16 protein-coding genes are annotated in these 15,611 nt (G+C 44.6%); 7 read left to right on the forward strand and 9 right to left on the reverse strand.

What is annotated here, in order from left to right; all coding sequences use genetic code 11:
• The 3 genes from MY523_RS17030 to MY523_RS17040 all read right to left on the reverse strand — a co-directional run bounded on the left by MY523_RS17030 (window position 1) and on the right by MY523_RS17040 (window position 4,363).
• Window positions 1-702, reverse strand: a complete 702-nt coding sequence (locus tag MY523_RS17030; protein ID WP_250655880.1) for a TIGR02466 family protein — start codon at window positions 700-702, stop codon at window positions 1-3.
• Between the two features lie 354 nt (window positions 703-1,056).
• Window positions 1,057-1,593 (reverse strand): GNAT family N-acetyltransferase, encoded by a 537-nt coding sequence (locus MY523_RS17035; RefSeq protein WP_250655881.1) that lies wholly within the window; start codon window positions 1,591-1,593, stop codon window positions 1,057-1,059.
• Between the two features lie 70 nt (window positions 1,594-1,663).
• Complete coding sequence (locus MY523_RS17040) at window positions 1,664-4,363, reverse strand: cation-translocating P-type ATPase (protein ID WP_250655882.1); 2,700 nt, start codon at window positions 4,361-4,363, stop codon at window positions 1,664-1,666.
• A gap of 521 nt (window positions 4,364-4,884) precedes the next feature.
• Between MY523_RS17040 and MY523_RS17045 the strand changes: the two genes are divergently transcribed.
• Entirely contained in the window at window positions 4,885-5,037 is a 153-nt protein-coding gene (locus MY523_RS17045; protein WP_250655883.1) for a hypothetical protein, read from the forward strand.
• A 71-nt stretch (window positions 5,038-5,108) separates the two neighbouring features.
• Here MY523_RS17045 and MY523_RS17050 read toward each other — a convergent pair whose 3' ends face one another.
• The 3 genes from MY523_RS17050 to MY523_RS17060 are packed head-to-tail and all read right to left on the reverse strand — an operon-like array spanning window position 5,109 to window position 8,325.
• Complete coding sequence (locus tag MY523_RS17050; protein WP_250655884.1) at window positions 5,109-7,529, reverse strand: M48 family metallopeptidase; 2,421 nt, start codon at window positions 7,527-7,529, stop codon at window positions 5,109-5,111.
• 49 nt (window positions 7,530-7,578) lie between these two features.
• A complete protein-coding gene (locus MY523_RS17055) occupies window positions 7,579-7,932 on the reverse strand; it encodes a hypothetical protein (protein ID WP_250655885.1) in 354 nt (117 codons plus the stop codon).
• A gap of 27 nt (window positions 7,933-7,959) precedes the next feature.
• Complete coding sequence (locus tag MY523_RS17060) at window positions 7,960-8,325, reverse strand: hypothetical protein (RefSeq protein ID WP_250655886.1); 366 nt, start codon at window positions 8,323-8,325, stop codon at window positions 7,960-7,962.
• Window positions 8,326-8,589: 264 nt separating this feature from the next.
• Between MY523_RS17060 and MY523_RS17065 the strand changes: the two genes are divergently transcribed.
• From MY523_RS17065 to MY523_RS17090, 6 genes are all read left to right on the forward strand, one after another.
• Entirely contained in the window at window positions 8,590-9,207 is a 618-nt protein-coding gene (locus MY523_RS17065; RefSeq protein ID WP_250655887.1) for a cytochrome b/b6 domain-containing protein, read from the forward strand.
• A gap of 63 nt (window positions 9,208-9,270) precedes the next feature.
• The gene (locus MY523_RS17070) at window positions 9,271-9,687 is read left to right on the forward strand and encodes a DUF1924 domain-containing protein (RefSeq protein WP_250655888.1); all 417 of its coding nucleotides are present in this window, start codon (window positions 9,271-9,273) and stop codon (window positions 9,685-9,687) included.
• A 36-nt stretch (window positions 9,688-9,723) separates the two neighbouring features.
• Window positions 9,724-10,308 (forward strand): diheme cytochrome c, encoded by a 585-nt coding sequence (locus MY523_RS17075; protein ID WP_250655889.1) that lies wholly within the window; start codon window positions 9,724-9,726, stop codon window positions 10,306-10,308.
• Window positions 10,309-10,371: 63 nt separating this feature from the next.
• Window positions 10,372-10,695 carry a PepSY domain-containing protein gene (locus MY523_RS17080; RefSeq protein ID WP_250655890.1) on the forward strand — a complete coding sequence of 108 codons (324 nt, stop codon included), beginning with the start codon at window positions 10,372-10,374 and terminating at the stop codon, window positions 10,693-10,695.
• Window positions 10,696-10,720: 25 nt separating this feature from the next.
• Window positions 10,721-11,389, forward strand: coding sequence for a response regulator transcription factor (locus MY523_RS17085; protein WP_250655891.1), 669 nt, complete (start codon window positions 10,721-10,723; stop codon window positions 11,387-11,389).
• Window positions 11,386-12,717, forward strand: a complete 1,332-nt coding sequence (locus MY523_RS17090) for an ATP-binding protein (RefSeq protein ID WP_250655892.1) — start codon at window positions 11,386-11,388, stop codon at window positions 12,715-12,717. Before MY523_RS17085 ends, MY523_RS17090 begins: the two co-directional genes overlap by 4 nt.
• A gap of 153 nt (window positions 12,718-12,870) precedes the next feature.
• Here the strand turns inward: MY523_RS17090 and nhaD are convergent, their stop codons facing one another.
• The 3 genes from nhaD to MY523_RS17105 form a co-directional block, all read right to left on the reverse strand.
• Window positions 12,871-14,241, reverse strand: coding sequence for a sodium:proton antiporter NhaD (gene nhaD / locus MY523_RS17095; protein WP_370301148.1), 1,371 nt, complete (start codon window positions 14,239-14,241; stop codon window positions 12,871-12,873).
• 77 nt (window positions 14,242-14,318) lie between these two features.
• Window positions 14,319-14,918, reverse strand: a complete 600-nt coding sequence (locus MY523_RS17100) for a CBS domain-containing protein (protein WP_250655893.1) — start codon at window positions 14,916-14,918, stop codon at window positions 14,319-14,321.
• Between the two features lie 91 nt (window positions 14,919-15,009).
• A complete protein-coding gene (locus MY523_RS17105) occupies window positions 15,010-15,303 on the reverse strand; it encodes a hypothetical protein (protein ID WP_250655894.1) in 294 nt (97 codons plus the stop codon).
• Between the last annotated feature and the right edge of the window lie 308 nt (window positions 15,304-15,611).

Consider the following 15,611-nt stretch of genomic DNA (forward strand, 5'->3'; position numbering starts at 1 on the left):
CTAGGCGCTGTCGACCCTGCAATTAAACGCGATAACAACCCGGTCTTTCTGGCCAAAATAAGGCAGTGCAGAGTGTTTAAGGTATGAGGGGAAAATCACAACCTGACCACTCTTCGGCACAAAGTCCCATACGCCCGTCGCATCAAGATATTGAGTGCCTGCATCATGGTATTGGTTAGCGCATGTGCGAGGGTCATAAAAGCGGTTAACCCCACTTCGACTGGCCAGCTCGCAGTCGCCCGCATCAAGGTAGTAGATGCCACACCATGAACAGTTAGGGTGGGAGTGGGCATCGTGATAACCACCGTTTTCAGTGATATGGCACCAGGATTCGATAATAGAGGCATAAAGCCCCTCACCTTCTTCCATGCAACGACTGTTAACCTGTTCAACCACAGCTGAAACCAGCTCTTCAAGAATCAGCTTTAGCTCTCCAACCCCTTGAGTATCCGACTCAAGAAAATCCAGCTGGCTTTCAAACAGATTATTTTTTGCACTGACAGCCACTTGGCTGGCAATGGCACGGTCAGCAGACTTTCGCACCTGATAGGCGTACGGTAACAAGTCTTCTTTTAGCACATCATGCTCAGGCAAGGCGGCAACAAACAACGACGAAGCCCAAGCTGAAATACTCTCTACATTGGGTGACTCATACTCGTCAGCATCATGTAATGATAAGCCTTGAATGTCGTACGAATTCATATGCGATACCAGCCTGTGTACAGGGTTAAAAGTCTCCTTATTCTACTACGTCACCGAGCCTCTACGCACCCGGTACAGGGTCTGTTAATTACCCGTAAACCAACAAACGCTGCATTTCTTTACATTTGTACAAGAAACATCAACAGACTTTGTGACCTGTTTCACCTAATCTACAAATATTGAATTGTGAGAGACAGACTTCAGGCCCTGCCTCTCAAATCCTTTCATTTTATCCTTATTTTAACCCGGCAATTTGCCGGGTTTTTTTATGTCTGGATATTTACGATAGCCTTCTATGCACGACCCACTGCCGTAGCCTTGCATGAAGCGTAGTGGGGACTTTTCTGGCGGATGTCACCAATACTCAGGATTATTAAATGCCTTTACGCACGTTGACGAACCTTTAATCGCTTCGATATTACCCTGTTGAAGTGGCTGGGCGAGCCAGCCTTCAGGCTGCGATAATTTAAAGGGCGCTTTAATAATATGTTCGCTAATTTGCTCAAAACCCACTTTAGAGTAAAAATTCGGATCTCCGTAGGTTAGAACAAACTCTACACCTTTGGACTTTAAGTACTCAATGCCATGCTTAATCAGTTGTTGACCAATGCCTTTTCCTTGTTGCTCAGTAGCGATCGCAACGGGGGAAAGAATAAACGCGTTTTTTTCACTCGTTAAGAAAAGGCGGCTGAAGAAAATACAGCCGATTATTGCGTCGTCCAATATGGCAACAAAACCTACAATATCACGCTCATCGGTGGTCGCGATAAGGTCTGACACCAGATGACCAATTGACGCCCCTTCATCTCGGCCTTCAGAATCAGAAAATACGCTGATATAAAGGTTAATGACGGCTTGAGACTGGCAAGCGTCGAACGTAGAAATATTCATATTTTATTAACCACTTATGTTTGAGATCAAGCGCTACGACTGGCTGTCTATCCTTTAACGAAATATCTCGTTACACCCACTTCAACCTAAAGACTTCTTTTAATCCTGACAAAACAAAGGTCGGCAGCGCCGCGATACAAAATACCATTAGTAAGTGTTTAAACTGCAAAGGCTCAGTGCCAAACACAAGAGAGCCTAGAGGGCTATAAATTAAACCTAACGATAAAAGCAACGAGCCCGCGACGGCAACCAGTAGATATTTGTTGCTAAAGGGGCTGCGACGGAAAAGCGAGGTAAATGTTCGTGCATCAAAGATATGAAATATTTGGCCAAAGATAAGCGTCATAAAGGCCACTGTTTGTGCATACGCCAGGGTGGCACCATTGTCTAGAGCCACTTGAAATAAATAGTAGGTAATAAAGCCCATCACTAATCCGCGCAGTACAATCTTACTCGCTAGGCTATCAGCAAAAAAACCTTCGTTTCCAGCCACCGGCTTACGCTGCATGATGCCAGGCTCTTCATTATCAACCCCTAAGGCAAGCGCAGGAATACCATCACTCACTAGGTTTACCCATAAGATCATCAAGGGTGCGAGCGTCAATAAAGGGTCGTCCCCCATTAACAAAAACGCAAACAATAGAGCGCTTACTTCACTCACGTTAGCGGTAAGTGCTTGTCTAATAAACTTGCGCATATTGTCGTAAATACGGCGCCCTTCTCGCACGGCCTTTACGATAGTTGAAAAGTTATCATCAAGTAAAATCAGGTCTGCAGCATCTTTGGCTACATCAGTGCCAGTAATACCCATGGCGACACCGATATTAGCTGAACGTAATGCGGGAGCATCGTTTACGCCATCTCCAGTCATGGCAACAACCTCGCCATTAGACTGCAGTGCTTTCACTATTCTTAATTTGTGTTTAGGTGTGACGCGGGCAAAAACCACAGTATTTTTGACGCTCTCTTCTAGCGCTTTATCGCTGAGAGCATCGAGCTCAGTGCCTGTAATAACATGTTCGTTATCGTTGCGTTTTACACCAATTTGTTTAGCGATAGCTTCTGCCGTACCGGCATGATCACCTGTAATCATAACGGTTCGTATGCCAGCAGTATGGCATTCATCTACAGCAACAGGCACTTCTATACGGGGCGGATCCATAATGCCGTGTATACCCAAAAAGGTAAAACCACTTTCGAGCTCTTCTTGCGGCTTATCCAAGTCGGTTTCATCAATCTGTTTGAAGGCAACCGCAAGCGTACGCAAAGCCCTCGCCGAAAAGCGGTGCATTGCATCCAAGGCGGGTTGCGCGCTCTCTTCCGTTAAAGAGTGAGATTCGTTGTTACTAAATACCGACACGCTACGTTTTAATATTACATCCGGTGCGCCTTTCGCCACTAGATAGTAATTACCGTCTGTCGCTTTAGCAACGATACTCATGAGTTTTCGTGTTGAATCAAATGGGAAGCTTTTCAGTAACTCACTCCCCTCATCCAAGACACTTTGCTTGGTAATACCTGCCTTGGCAGCTACCACAGCCAAAGCACCTTCCGTAGGCATGCCCTGTATACCATGACGACCATTTTCGCTGACTATAATGGCGTCATTACAAGCTGCGGACATTTTCAACAAATGCGAAAGCGAACGTGTTTCTTGTGCGTCAACTTTAGTGCCGGATGCATCTAAGAAGTCACCTACCGGCTCATAACCTTCACCTGTCACTGAAAAGTAGTCACCACCACTATAAATCGACAACACTTGCATTTTATTCTGTGTAAGTGTGCCGGTTTTATCCGAGCAAATAACCGTAGAAGAACCCAGAGTTTCAACCGAGGCAAGCTTTCGAGTGAGCGCCTTATTCACCACCATACGTTTAGCCCCGAGGGTAAGCACAATGGTGACGACGGTGACTAACCCTTCTGGTATAGCCGCAACAGTAAGCGAAATACCGGTGTTGACGATCTCTATCCAGTCCATGCCTTGGTGGATACCAATGCCGATAATCGCTGCAACAATGATAAGTGCGGCAGCGATCAATATGCGAGAGAGCGCATCAACCCGTTGCTGCATAGGCGTTTTAGTCTCTTCAGCGCTATACAACATGGTCGCGATCTGACCCATCTGGGTATCCATACCGGTACCAACAACCAAGCCTATGCCGTGACCAGTAGAGACAATAGTCCCCATAAAGGCCATGTTCAGTTGATCACCCAGCGGTACTTCTGTTTCTCTAATCGTGGCGGTATCTTTTTCGGAAGGTACTGATTCGCCCGTTAGTGCGGCTTCATCTATTTGAAGTTGCGTCGCTTCAATTAAGCGCATGTCAGCCGGTACAATTGAGCCGGTATCAAGCTTTACAATATCGCCAGGCACAATATTAGACGCGAGTTTTTTACACCACTCGCCGCCGCTGCGCACCAAGGCAGTCGGCGCAGACATATCATTGAGAGAGTCCATCGATTTTTGCATGTTAATTTCCTGCACGAAGGAAATTAACACATTGATCAAGACAATAACGGTGATAGCGATGGCATCGATCATATGGCCGGTGTACACCGACAACAATGCACCAATAAAGAGAATAACAATCAAAGGACTTTTAAGTTGATTGAATAGTAATACGTACCAGGGTGTTTTCTCCTCACCGCTGAGCTCGTTTAAGCCATACTGGTCAATGCGAGCAGAGGAGATATCTTTCGACAAGCCAGTCAATTCATCCGATTCGAGCTTATCAATGGCCTCTTCAACGGAAAGGCTATACCACTTCATATTATCTCCTTACATATTCTATATAGCACTAAAGACATATACCTTTATAGGTTCAAAGCGTAGCACAATCATCCGATATAATAATCACACTCGCTACCGGCGCTATTCATAGCCTCTCGACAACTTAGGGGTAGTGATTTTCTGAAGCCAGTTAAATAACGGTTTAAAACAGTACAATAGCGTTTATAAATATCCGCCCATATATAAAATACCCGAAACGAGCATCTAAAACGATATAAAATCGCCGATCATTAAATAATGGGTAGTTTTACCTATATTTGAATACAGGAGGGAATACCGATGCGGTACTGATTCGGAGAGAGGCTGAATATCTTGATCTAATTTAATACGGCTCATAACCACACCCTTCTGTACTTTATTTTGTACCAAAAAAGTACAGCAGAAAAAAACCAACAGTGCTAATAAATTAGAGGAGAAAGGAGGTTGGAGCTGACTTCTCTCGGTTCAATCTTGAGTAATCTGGAAGTGAAGGGTATCAATAAGCCAAAGCCCGTTATTTATTGATAACGCTGGCTTTGCCTTTTAGAAAGCAGTTTCGATCATGGATTCCGCTCTTCGGCGGAATGACAGTTGCTGAAGAAGGTGAGAAAAGCGGTACAGCAGAGTACAGCTATGAGAGCCTGATGAATGAACTTGATGACGAACTTGGTTAATGGCTACCTTCACTCTTACAACCAAAGCAACGATCAAGGGCCAACGCCCCTTTAATCTTCAAGATAAGGCTCTATTGCCCACCAGCATCATCCGCAGGTACGCTAATCGGCTTAACTGATAACTTGGCTTCAAGCTCATCGCAAAGATAAGCTAACTCCCCCATGGTACGGTGATAGGTGAATCTTATTACCCTGGCGCAGCCATCGCTAATTTCATATATCGATGCAGGCCCAAGCCCTCCAAGCTCTTCGTCCAAATCAACGCCCCATGTTAATGAAAACGCTTTCAACGATTGACCTTTAGCAGTTTCAAATTGAAGGCAAATCATTGAAGCGATATGTTGAAATTGACGAATAAACTCTATATTTCGTTCTACGGTGTTCTTCAGAGCAATATCGTAGGTTGCAGGTCGCTCCTCTTCATCATCTTCCAATAAGGCTTTCAACCGTTGAAGATATAAATCATGAGTAGTCCAAATATCCTTTAAAAGACCAAACTGTCTAAGAGAATCGTACAAGGCGACCGTTTTCTGCTTATCTTCTGGTGTCATGTTGTCTATCGCGAACTGAATACGCTGCGCCATAAGGCTATCGAACGCTTTAATCACGTTCGTATTCGATAACTGTAGCGCTTCCGTTTTGCTTGTAATTTCTCTATTTACGCCATCAACCTCAACCGTATGCAGCCCAAATTCACTAGGGTCTATTCGATAACCTGCCTCTAGGTAAGCAATTGCCCAGTTCAGATTAACCAGCTGATTATACTGCTCCCAGTAATCATCGATCAGCGATTTTATGGATAGATATTGGTTGGATATTTGCGAAATAACTGAAGATACGTCATCAACACCACCCACCGAAGAAGGAAAATGCATTAATCTCATGGTAAAAAGACCGCCGAAGTAACGTTCTAACGCGTTTTCTGATTCAGCTTGCCTCTTCGTCACTCCAAGAATTTCAGCGTATGGTTTTACATACTGCTCTGGCGAATCAATGCCCCATTGATTAAATTGCCTGAGCGTTACCGTCTTACATAGCGCTTCAAATTTAGGCATCAGCTCTGAAGCCGGAAAGTCATGCTCCCACACCGCTTCAAATTTCTGCAAATCCGCATGATTGATTCGATTATTGTCTGCCGGGTGTGTATCCCATACATTGGTTTGGTCTTTTTCCATCTGACATTGAATAGCCTCAATATCATCAGCTGTTAGTTGGTCTGCGATGGCGACAATCGCAGCCGGGATATTTTCAATAAGATGTCCTTCATTCCAAGCCCTTCGACCTACATCGTACGAGCGCTGCTCTGCCAAGCCCATTTTTCTTAACTCAATCGCCGTTTCTCTAAACGTGCTACTACCTGATACCCAACATTCGTACCGGTCAGCATCATATTCCATCTCGCGAGACATCCAGCGGGTCGCGCTCAAATTAAAGAGAAACAAGTATTTAAGGATAAATCGCGTCAGTTTGATCATTAACTGTGCGCCCATTATTCCAACATTAAGAATAAAGAAAGGTGCGCTTTCATTCCATTTTTCGAGTCTCTGATCCCAAGCATCCTCTTCAAATGCACGGCTGGCCATCCACTGATTAGCGGTATTAACAATATAGTTGGCAATCATCGCATTGCGCTGCCTAAAGTGACCAAACTCATGACCGAGAACCCCAACTAACTGCTTGCTATTTAAGCCTGCAAGCAATGGAAGCCCAACGGTTAATGTCAGGTCTCGCTTCAGTAGACTAAAAAACCCATTTTTAGGCGCAACGAACGCGTTCACCTCACCATTCACATAGATATGCGCGGGGCTCGGCAGCCCCATACTTTCAGCCAAGGTATTGATAAGGTGGTAAAAACGATAGTGCTTTTTTGGGTTCAACTCCAACTCTGGCTGTTTTTTATAGGTGGAGAAAAACGGTTTAATAAGGAAAAGGGTAAAAACCCCAGAAACAAGAAGAGGCAAAAAGATGAAAACAGCCTGATTTGCGCCACGAACGTTCGTTTCGAACCATCCAGGTATGCTTAAGCCATACCATGCAGTAAACCCTAGCGAGGCGGTGACTAGCAATAAGTACAAGAGAGGGGCCACTAGACTCAAGAGACTCACAGTGACCACGCCCAGTTTGTATTTCAGCGAGACAGGCAGCCTGGGGATGGGGTCAGAAAAGGTAGAAGACACCAAATCCGTTAGCGCTTTTGACCGTCTCTTTTCTATCTCACGCTGACTTAGTTCATTGCTTTTAGCTGATTGAGCTTGGGCCGCAGCACCTTGAATAGTTATTCCCACCCCAAGCGCTAGGAATGTTTTCTTATATCGGGCAGCTTCGTCTTTTGTTACAGACTTTCTTAATAGCGTACCCGCCGAAAGAATTCGCTCTGCTTGCTCAGAGGATAGTTTTAACTTTTTCTCGATGTTGCCTTTAACGTCTTCAATTGACCGAGAGCCTGAAACATATCCCTCTGAAATGACATCAAACTGTTCTAATGCTCCCAACCTACTACTCCTAAAACTATATTGTGGCGGCCCGTTTAATTTTTAAGGTCTACTTGGATATCGCATTTTCGTTAACGTACCAGACGCCATCTTTTTGATGAATGCCTAAAACAATTAGCGCTTCGTTCTTTTCATATATTCCGCGCCATACAAATCTCAAGCAATTCGGATGACTATCATCCTTAAAACCATTTAGAGACCCTAAATATACTCGACTTTTATATGCACCCAACTCTTCCCGCATTAAAGCCGTATCATTAAGGAAAATATCCTTGTTAAAGTCTTCCAGGTCATTTTTATCGAATCGCTTTATAAAGGCCTCATAATCACTCGTACGATCCGCCTCCAGCATTTCAGTAAGAAAGTTCTCTACAATGGATAGTGCTTCCATTTCGTTATTCATTCCGCCTCTCCCGCTAATTGCTTATATTCAGGCTGTTGTTCGGGTTAGCAGATAGACGACAAATAGCACTGCAAAAAACAAATTGCCGACCCCCACCTTAAAGAACTCCTCTTTAGGAAAGTTAAACTTTTTATAACTAATTAATGAGGAAACAAATGACCAGAATTTAAGTGCAATGCCAAACAGTAGTAATGGTACGGCTGCCTCTGGAACAAAAAAAACATAGGTGTAGATTAAACTAAAAACGAAAGCAGTACCGCCGGTAAAAATACGATACTGCATGTAATCCGGGGGGACTTCACCTGCATTAGCTTGAAGCTGCGGAGCTTGAAACCACATGGTTAAAGCGCCAATTAAATTGTAGATTGCCGCTGCAATTAGTATAAATTCCATTTATGTTTTTCCTTTGATTGATGTATGCATCCGATGATACCGCTCTTATCATTTATAGCAAACCAGATAGAAATTACATACCTATTATTAACGCTCTACCTCACAGACCTCGCATCTTTTTAACCGCGTAACAAAAACACCCCGTCATGCGATCACCACAGCTCATTGAGTATCAAATGCATAATGAGTCTTCGGGAGTTTTCAGCTTTAATTCAGTTTCAACCTGTAAAGTCATCGCCAAACCGATTCATAAGGAGCGTTGCGATGACAACAACTGAACAAAATGTCCCTTCTATACCAGACCTAAGCCCAAACGAAGTCTCTGTGTGGGATCCACTGGTGAGGATCTTCCATTGGGTGCTGGTGGGAGCATTTTTTATCGCCTACATGACAGAAGAGGATTTCCTGACAATCCACTCGTGGGCCGGTTATACCGTACTTGGCCTTTTAATCTTCAGAATTATTTGGGGGGTTATTGGTACAAAACATGCCCGCTTTAAAGACTTTATTTTCTCTCCACAACAGATCATCCAATTTATAAAAGATACAGTTTTTCTTCGAGCAAGACGTTACTTAGGACACAACCCTGCTGGCGGTGCGATGGTTATTTTGCTTATCTCGAGCTTGCTAATAACCACATTTAGCGGGTTGATCCTTTTTGGCGTTGAAGAAGGACAAGGCCCTTTAGCGTCTTGGCTATCAGGGAGTAGCCATTTTGTAAGCGATATATTTGAAGAACTTCACGAATTCTTTGCCAATTTCACCCTGTTTCTGGTGTTTGTGCATGTGGCAGGCGTGGTAGTAGAAAGCTTGATTCATAGCGAAAACCTAGTGGCTTCGATGTTAAACGGCAAGAAACGCAGCAACGATAAGCAAGATTGAAGGAACTCATTCTCTCTGTTTAGACAGAGTCAATATTGGTAGTAGAAAGACAGGAACAAGCGTATGAACAACCTCAATTTCACCCATCGCAATACAATTCTTATCAGTTTGCTAATGGCGATAACATTAAATTCATCGGCAACCGAACGCGCGACATTGCTTGAGAAATACAGTGATCAAGGAGTAAGCCAGTTCAGTGCAGAACGAGGCCAACAATTATGGGAGCAACCCAACGATGGTACTGCCCCCTTCACCACAAGAAGCTGTACAACTTGCCATAGCCAAGATGTTAAACAACGCGGGCAACATATTCGAACTAAAAAAGCCATTAACCCTATGGCACTTTCAGTGAACCCCGCGAGTTTAAGTAGTACCAAGAAGGTTGAAAAGTGGTTTACGCGCAACTGTAAATGGACGCTTGGTCGGGTTTGTACGCCTCAAGAAAAAGGCGACATCATCACCTACCTACAATCTCAATGAACATCACTAGCATCCGGTTAATAAAAGGACGACAGCATGAATAAGTTTATTCTTAGTACGACACTAATCACCACCACGTTATTAATCACCGCGTTGGTGTTTGTAAACAGTGAGCAGGCATGGAGCGACGAGCATAACGAAGAATGGAGTCTATTTGGGTTATCCAGTCTGAAATACACAGGGGTGGCTCCGGTCAAGAACGCATCATACAAGGACGAGTGCGGCAGTTGCCATATGGCCTATCCTCCTGGGTTACTTCCTCAGGACTCCTGGAAAAAAGTCATGCGTAATTTAGAAAACCACTTTGGTGATAATGCGGAATTGGAGACGTCAACTCATCAGGAATTACTGTCATACCTGACCGACAATGCCGCCGACCATTCTGAATACCGTCGCTCACAGAAAATCATGCGCTCTCTTAATTCAAATGAAACGGTCGACAGAATAACCAAGACGCCGTATTTTATTCGTAAGCATGACGAAATACCCAAACGGCTTGTTGTGGATAACCCCAAGGTTGGCAGCTTTAGCCAATGCAACCTATGTCATCTGAATGCGCAAAAAGGCAGTTTCAGCGAAGATGAAGTCAGTATTCCCGGTGTTGGTTATTGGGGTGAGTGAGCCGTTCTTTTGAATTACAGTCTTAATAGAGATGGTAGAAGTAGCTTGAGCAAAGGAGGTTGAGTGATTAATCAGTTAAAACAGAAGTGGACTATGCTGTTGAAGGTCTCGGTCATCATTCTGACAATCTCTTTCTCTGTCACGTTATGGGCAGGCGATCATGATAACGCCAGAGAGTTAATGGAATCTGGCGATATCGTCCCCCTTGAAAATATCCTGGAACAGCTCCAAAAGAGAATAGCAGGTCGAGTGATAGAGGTTGAGCTCGAACAAAAAAATGATCGCCTGGTTTATGAAATTGAGCAGATCGACAATAAAGGCATCGTCAGAGAGTTTGTTTTTGATGCAACAGACGGTCACCTACTCAAAGAAAAGATTGACGAATAGTGACGATAATTAGAGGCGTTAATAGATGCGACTATTACTCGTTGAAGATGACATTGACCTGATGACCTCGTTGCGCAAAGACCTTGAGCGTGCAGGTTACGCCGTCGATGCTGCCGATAATGGTGTTGATGCTGAGTTCCTGGGTAAGGAGTCGATTTATGATGCCGTTATTCTTGACCTCGGACTACCTAAGCGCAGCGGGCTGGAGGTTCTAGCTCACTGGCGTGAAACAGGCTACACCATGCCAGTAATTGTTTTAACCGCACGCGATAGCTGGCATGAGCGTGTTGATGGGTTCAAAACAGGGGCCGATGACTACGTCGGCAAACCATTTCATATTGAAGAGCTTTTGGCACGGTTAAATGCGGTGTTACAACGATCTCACAATAATGCGCCCTCGGAACAACTTAAGAAAAATGGACTGATATTGGACAGTACCAATCAGACCATCACCACCAACGATCATGTAACTCACTCGCTCACCGGTATTGAATTTCGTCTAGCCCGTTACTTTATGCTTCATCCCGGCAAGATACTGTCGAAAACAACGCTAACAGAGCATGTTTATGACTTCGACTCTGATAAAGATAGCAATGTCATTGAGGTTTACGTCAAGCGCCTAAGGCAAATCATTGGCAAGGCACGTATTGAAACTCGTCGCGGGCAGGGATATTTATTTAAGGATAAGCCATGATACGTTCGCTACAAGGCAAGTTAGGGACTGGCCTGCTACTGAGTTTGATTACCGCTTTTATTGCTCTTTGGGGGTTTGTCAGTATCAGTATCCGTTATTTGACTGAAGACTATATTTATACACGCCTTGCTCATGATGCTGAAACACTGTTAGCGGCTATCGTTAAAGGTTCACCTGAATTCGAGGTTGAAAGCTCAAGACTTGGCGCAGTTTACCAGCAACCCTTCTCAGGCCATTATTTTGAAATAATATATGATGGTCAGGTTATTCGTTCGCGCTCATTGTGGGACCAAAGCCTTGACGTCACAATCGATCAAACTGACCAAGCCTATCAAGAAACACGTCTATACCAAACAGGGCCGCAACAGCAACCGTTGTTGGTGCTGGTAAGTCATTTTGTGAAGCAACAACAACCTATTACGATTATCATCGCAGAAGACTTTTCGCCTGTAGAGGTCGCGATAGGGGTTTTCCAAGTCCGTCTATCTATCATCATCGCCGTTATTTTATTGGTTCTGATTGTCATTCAGGCGTGGGTCATGCGTAGAGGGTTGAAGCCCATTACCCAATTACAGGATGACCTTAAAGCGCTTGAAAATGGGCATATACACCGCTTAGAAACCTCTGTTCCACGGGAGCTCACTCCCTTAGTCACTGAAATAAATCATTTACACACCAGACTCGACGCCAGGTTAAAGCGGCACCGAAATGCACTGTCAGACTTAGCCCATGCACTCAAAAAACCACTGACCGTTATTCGACAGCTCTCAAAAGACCCCAATTTGGAAACGCTCCCGGAGATAAAGCAGACACTTGAGAGGCAAGCAGAAACAACAAGACAACTAACACAACGGATTTTGAGTCGAGCACGGCTTGCAGGGGCCGTAAAGACAGATAATCTATTCGATTTTGACCATGATTTCCCAGGGCTTCTAGACACTCTACGCATGATGTATCGCGATAAATCAGTGACCATATCAACGAATATTACAAACGGCTCTCAATGCCCGTTTGACAGGGAAGATATGCTTGAATTACTGGGCAACCTGCTCGACAACGCCTGCAAATGGGCTAATCAAACGGTCTATGTGGAGGTCAGTCAAACCTCAGCGCTCAAAATTACCATTCAGGATGATGGCCCCGGAGCACCTAAAGAAAGCCTGGACTCCATTAATCAACGCGGCGTTCGACTAGACGAAACGGTTGAAGGCCATGGTTTGGGGTTATCGATTGTAAGCGATATAGTCACCCACTATAACGGCACGATGACATCCGGTGTTTCAACTACATTCGGGGGGTTCAAGATTGATGTTGAACTACCACTGTAACCCTAACGATACCCCACCCATTAATAAGGATAAAAAAAGGCGCATTATCTGCGCCATAAATTTGCTGACATTATTAGCCTGAAGGGGGCTATATTATTGTTATTATTCTATCGGTATTGGTTAATACACATAACGAAGCTTCTTTATCAGTGACTAACCATTTATTAGGTAGTGAACATAAATACTGGCCGCGTAGCCTAGCGCTATCGCCCAACTCCATTTCATATGGCTGAAGAAGGTGTACATGCCTTTGGATTGCCCCATTAATGCAACACCCGCCGCTGAGCCGACTGACAGTAAGCTTCCGCCAACGCCGGCGGTCATCGTGACCAGCAGCCACTGATAGGTATCCATTTCGGGGTTCATGGTCAGAATCGCAAACATCACCGGAATGTTATCCACTACGGCGGATAAAACACCGGCAATAATGTTGGCGTTAGTGGCACCTAGCCCTTCATATAAGAAGTGGGATACATAGGCGAGATACCCTATTGTTCCGAGCCCGCCGACACAGAAAATAACCCCAAAGAAAAACAGTAAGGTGTCCCATTCTGCCCGAGCGACTTTGTTGAAGATATTGAATTCTGAAACCACATCAGAGTCATTGTGAGATTTTAGCTTCAGGTAATAAGAGAAAAAGAACAGATACGAAAGCCCCATCATCATGCCCAGAAAAGGGGGCAGGTGAAGTACTTGCTCAAAGCTAACCGCGGTCACAATGGTGCACATAAATAACAGGCAAATAACCAACCCGCCCTGTTTAATCGATACCCCCTCATCGGCCGCGGCCGGGGTTTCATTGGGGATAGCAAAACTCATGATGGCAGCAGGCACTATGAAATTGACCAGAGAGGGAACAAACAGAGCAAAAAAACCGAAGAAGTCGATATGACCGGACTGCCAAACCATCAGCGTGGTGATATCACCAAATGGACTAAACGCGCCCCCCGCATTGGCCGCGACAACAATGTTGATAAACGACAGTGCGACAAATTCAGGCTTCTCCGCTCCCACCGCGAGCACCACCGCCCCCATTAACAGAGCTGTCGTCAGGTTATCGGCAACGGGTGAAATAAAGAATGCCAAAAAGCCGGTAATCCAGAACAATTTTCGATAGCTATAACCGCGCTTCACCAGCCATGCCCGCAGCGCTTCAAACACGTTGCGCTCGGTCATCGCATTGACATAAACCATGGCGGTTAGCAGAAACAGTAATAAGGCTCCGTATTCCAACAGATTGTGGTTAATTGCCTGTTCGATTAGCGCCGCCCCATGAGGGCTGCCTTTTGCCAGCAATGCCACTAATATCCATATGATTGCAGCGGCAAATATGACAGGTTTTGATTTCCGTAAATGAATAAACTCTTCGGCGATAACAAGCCCATACGCCAAGATAAATATGACTAATGCGACAATACCTAATGTTGCGGTGGTCATATCCAAATGCCCCATTGCGCCTTCAGAAGCCTCAACCGGCAGCGCGACGGTCAGTAATAACAGCAAACTTATCAGTGTATTTTTCAAAATTAGCCCTCGTAATCCAAAATGATAGTAACCCGTTAAATGACCTAAACGGCCACCCATAAGGTGGCCGTTTTGTATCATTCGAAGTGGCCGTGAACGGCATGAACGATATCTGAGAACGATCTGGCTCTCTCATTTAAGTCAAAGGAAACATTAAGCATTCGGGCGGTTCGAGTCGCAGAAATAACACCTCTTAATGCAGTTTTACCAGGCACTTCGTCATCCTGAATCACGAGAATGTACTCCATCCCTGTATTGGAGAAGGTTTTTATCAGATCCCCTATTTTTGCCCCTCTCAGTTGGTTGACATGAATATGTGTCAGGCGCGAGACAGGTTGTGCAATATCCTGAATTTGAATATCACCAATATTAATGCCCATTTCATGGGCTTTAGCCGCGGACTTTTTCCCAAGAATATCCTTCAATGTGATAATTCCGGTCATCTTTCCCGCCTCGTTTATTACCATATATAAAGAGACGTGTGCTGACTTCATGAAGTTTTTAGCATCAACGACCGGAAGCGAGCCATCAATGACCAATGGACGTTTTTCCAGATAGTCGTCCATAACAGAAAAAGCGGAATCGTCTAACGTCAGATGTTTGTTCGAGTCAGGGTAGAGGATGCGCTGGGCTTCAACGACGTCTGTCGTCGGCATAGCATGATAGATTAAGGGCATAATATGCCTCCATAATTTCAAAAAATAGATTGCGCCGAACATCAACTATTCGCGGAATAACTGTGATCAGCAGGTGCTTTTATTTTTGAAATCAGGCAGGAGGCGCTTGGGGCGTTAGAGAAGACGCTATAACACGGGCTCTCTTCCATTGAACAGGGCTGGCGAGTGCCTTACCTATTGCTAACGGGCAATTCGGTGTGTCCCCAGAAACAGCGTGGCTGGCGGCGTGCCCTGTAGAGTCGCTGTCTCCTTCACTGCCATCAAATAGGTCAAAGACGCTAACGCTGATTTCTTGATAAGCAGGAAGATCATAAACTGAGGACGAAGCAGAACCTGCAAACAGCAGCGTTACTAACATGAGTAACAATATATGGTTCAGCCGCATAACAGCATGCCTCTGGGAGAGAATTCAATCAATAATAAACTAATCTCATATACAGGTGAATACTTTGTTTTAACGCAGGGAAAACAAGCAAAAGGCGCATTGATGAATCGAATAAGACAATACTCACCAAATCCAGTAAAAATTCCTCAGCGAGCGCCTGTAAAAAAGTATAAAATTGTCGCCCATTCGAAGGGGGGTAAGCTGACCTCTCATCTACAACATTGAAATAACCGTAGCGTAACTTGGTCAATATCAATTACTAACCGGTTAAAAGTAATCAGAATACGCACAATTACGTATCCTAACCG

Origin of the sequence: Alkalimarinus coralli (assembly GCF_023650515.1) — a bacterium.
Taxonomy (GTDB): domain Bacteria; phylum Pseudomonadota; class Gammaproteobacteria; order Pseudomonadales; family Oleiphilaceae; genus Alkalimarinus; species Alkalimarinus coralli.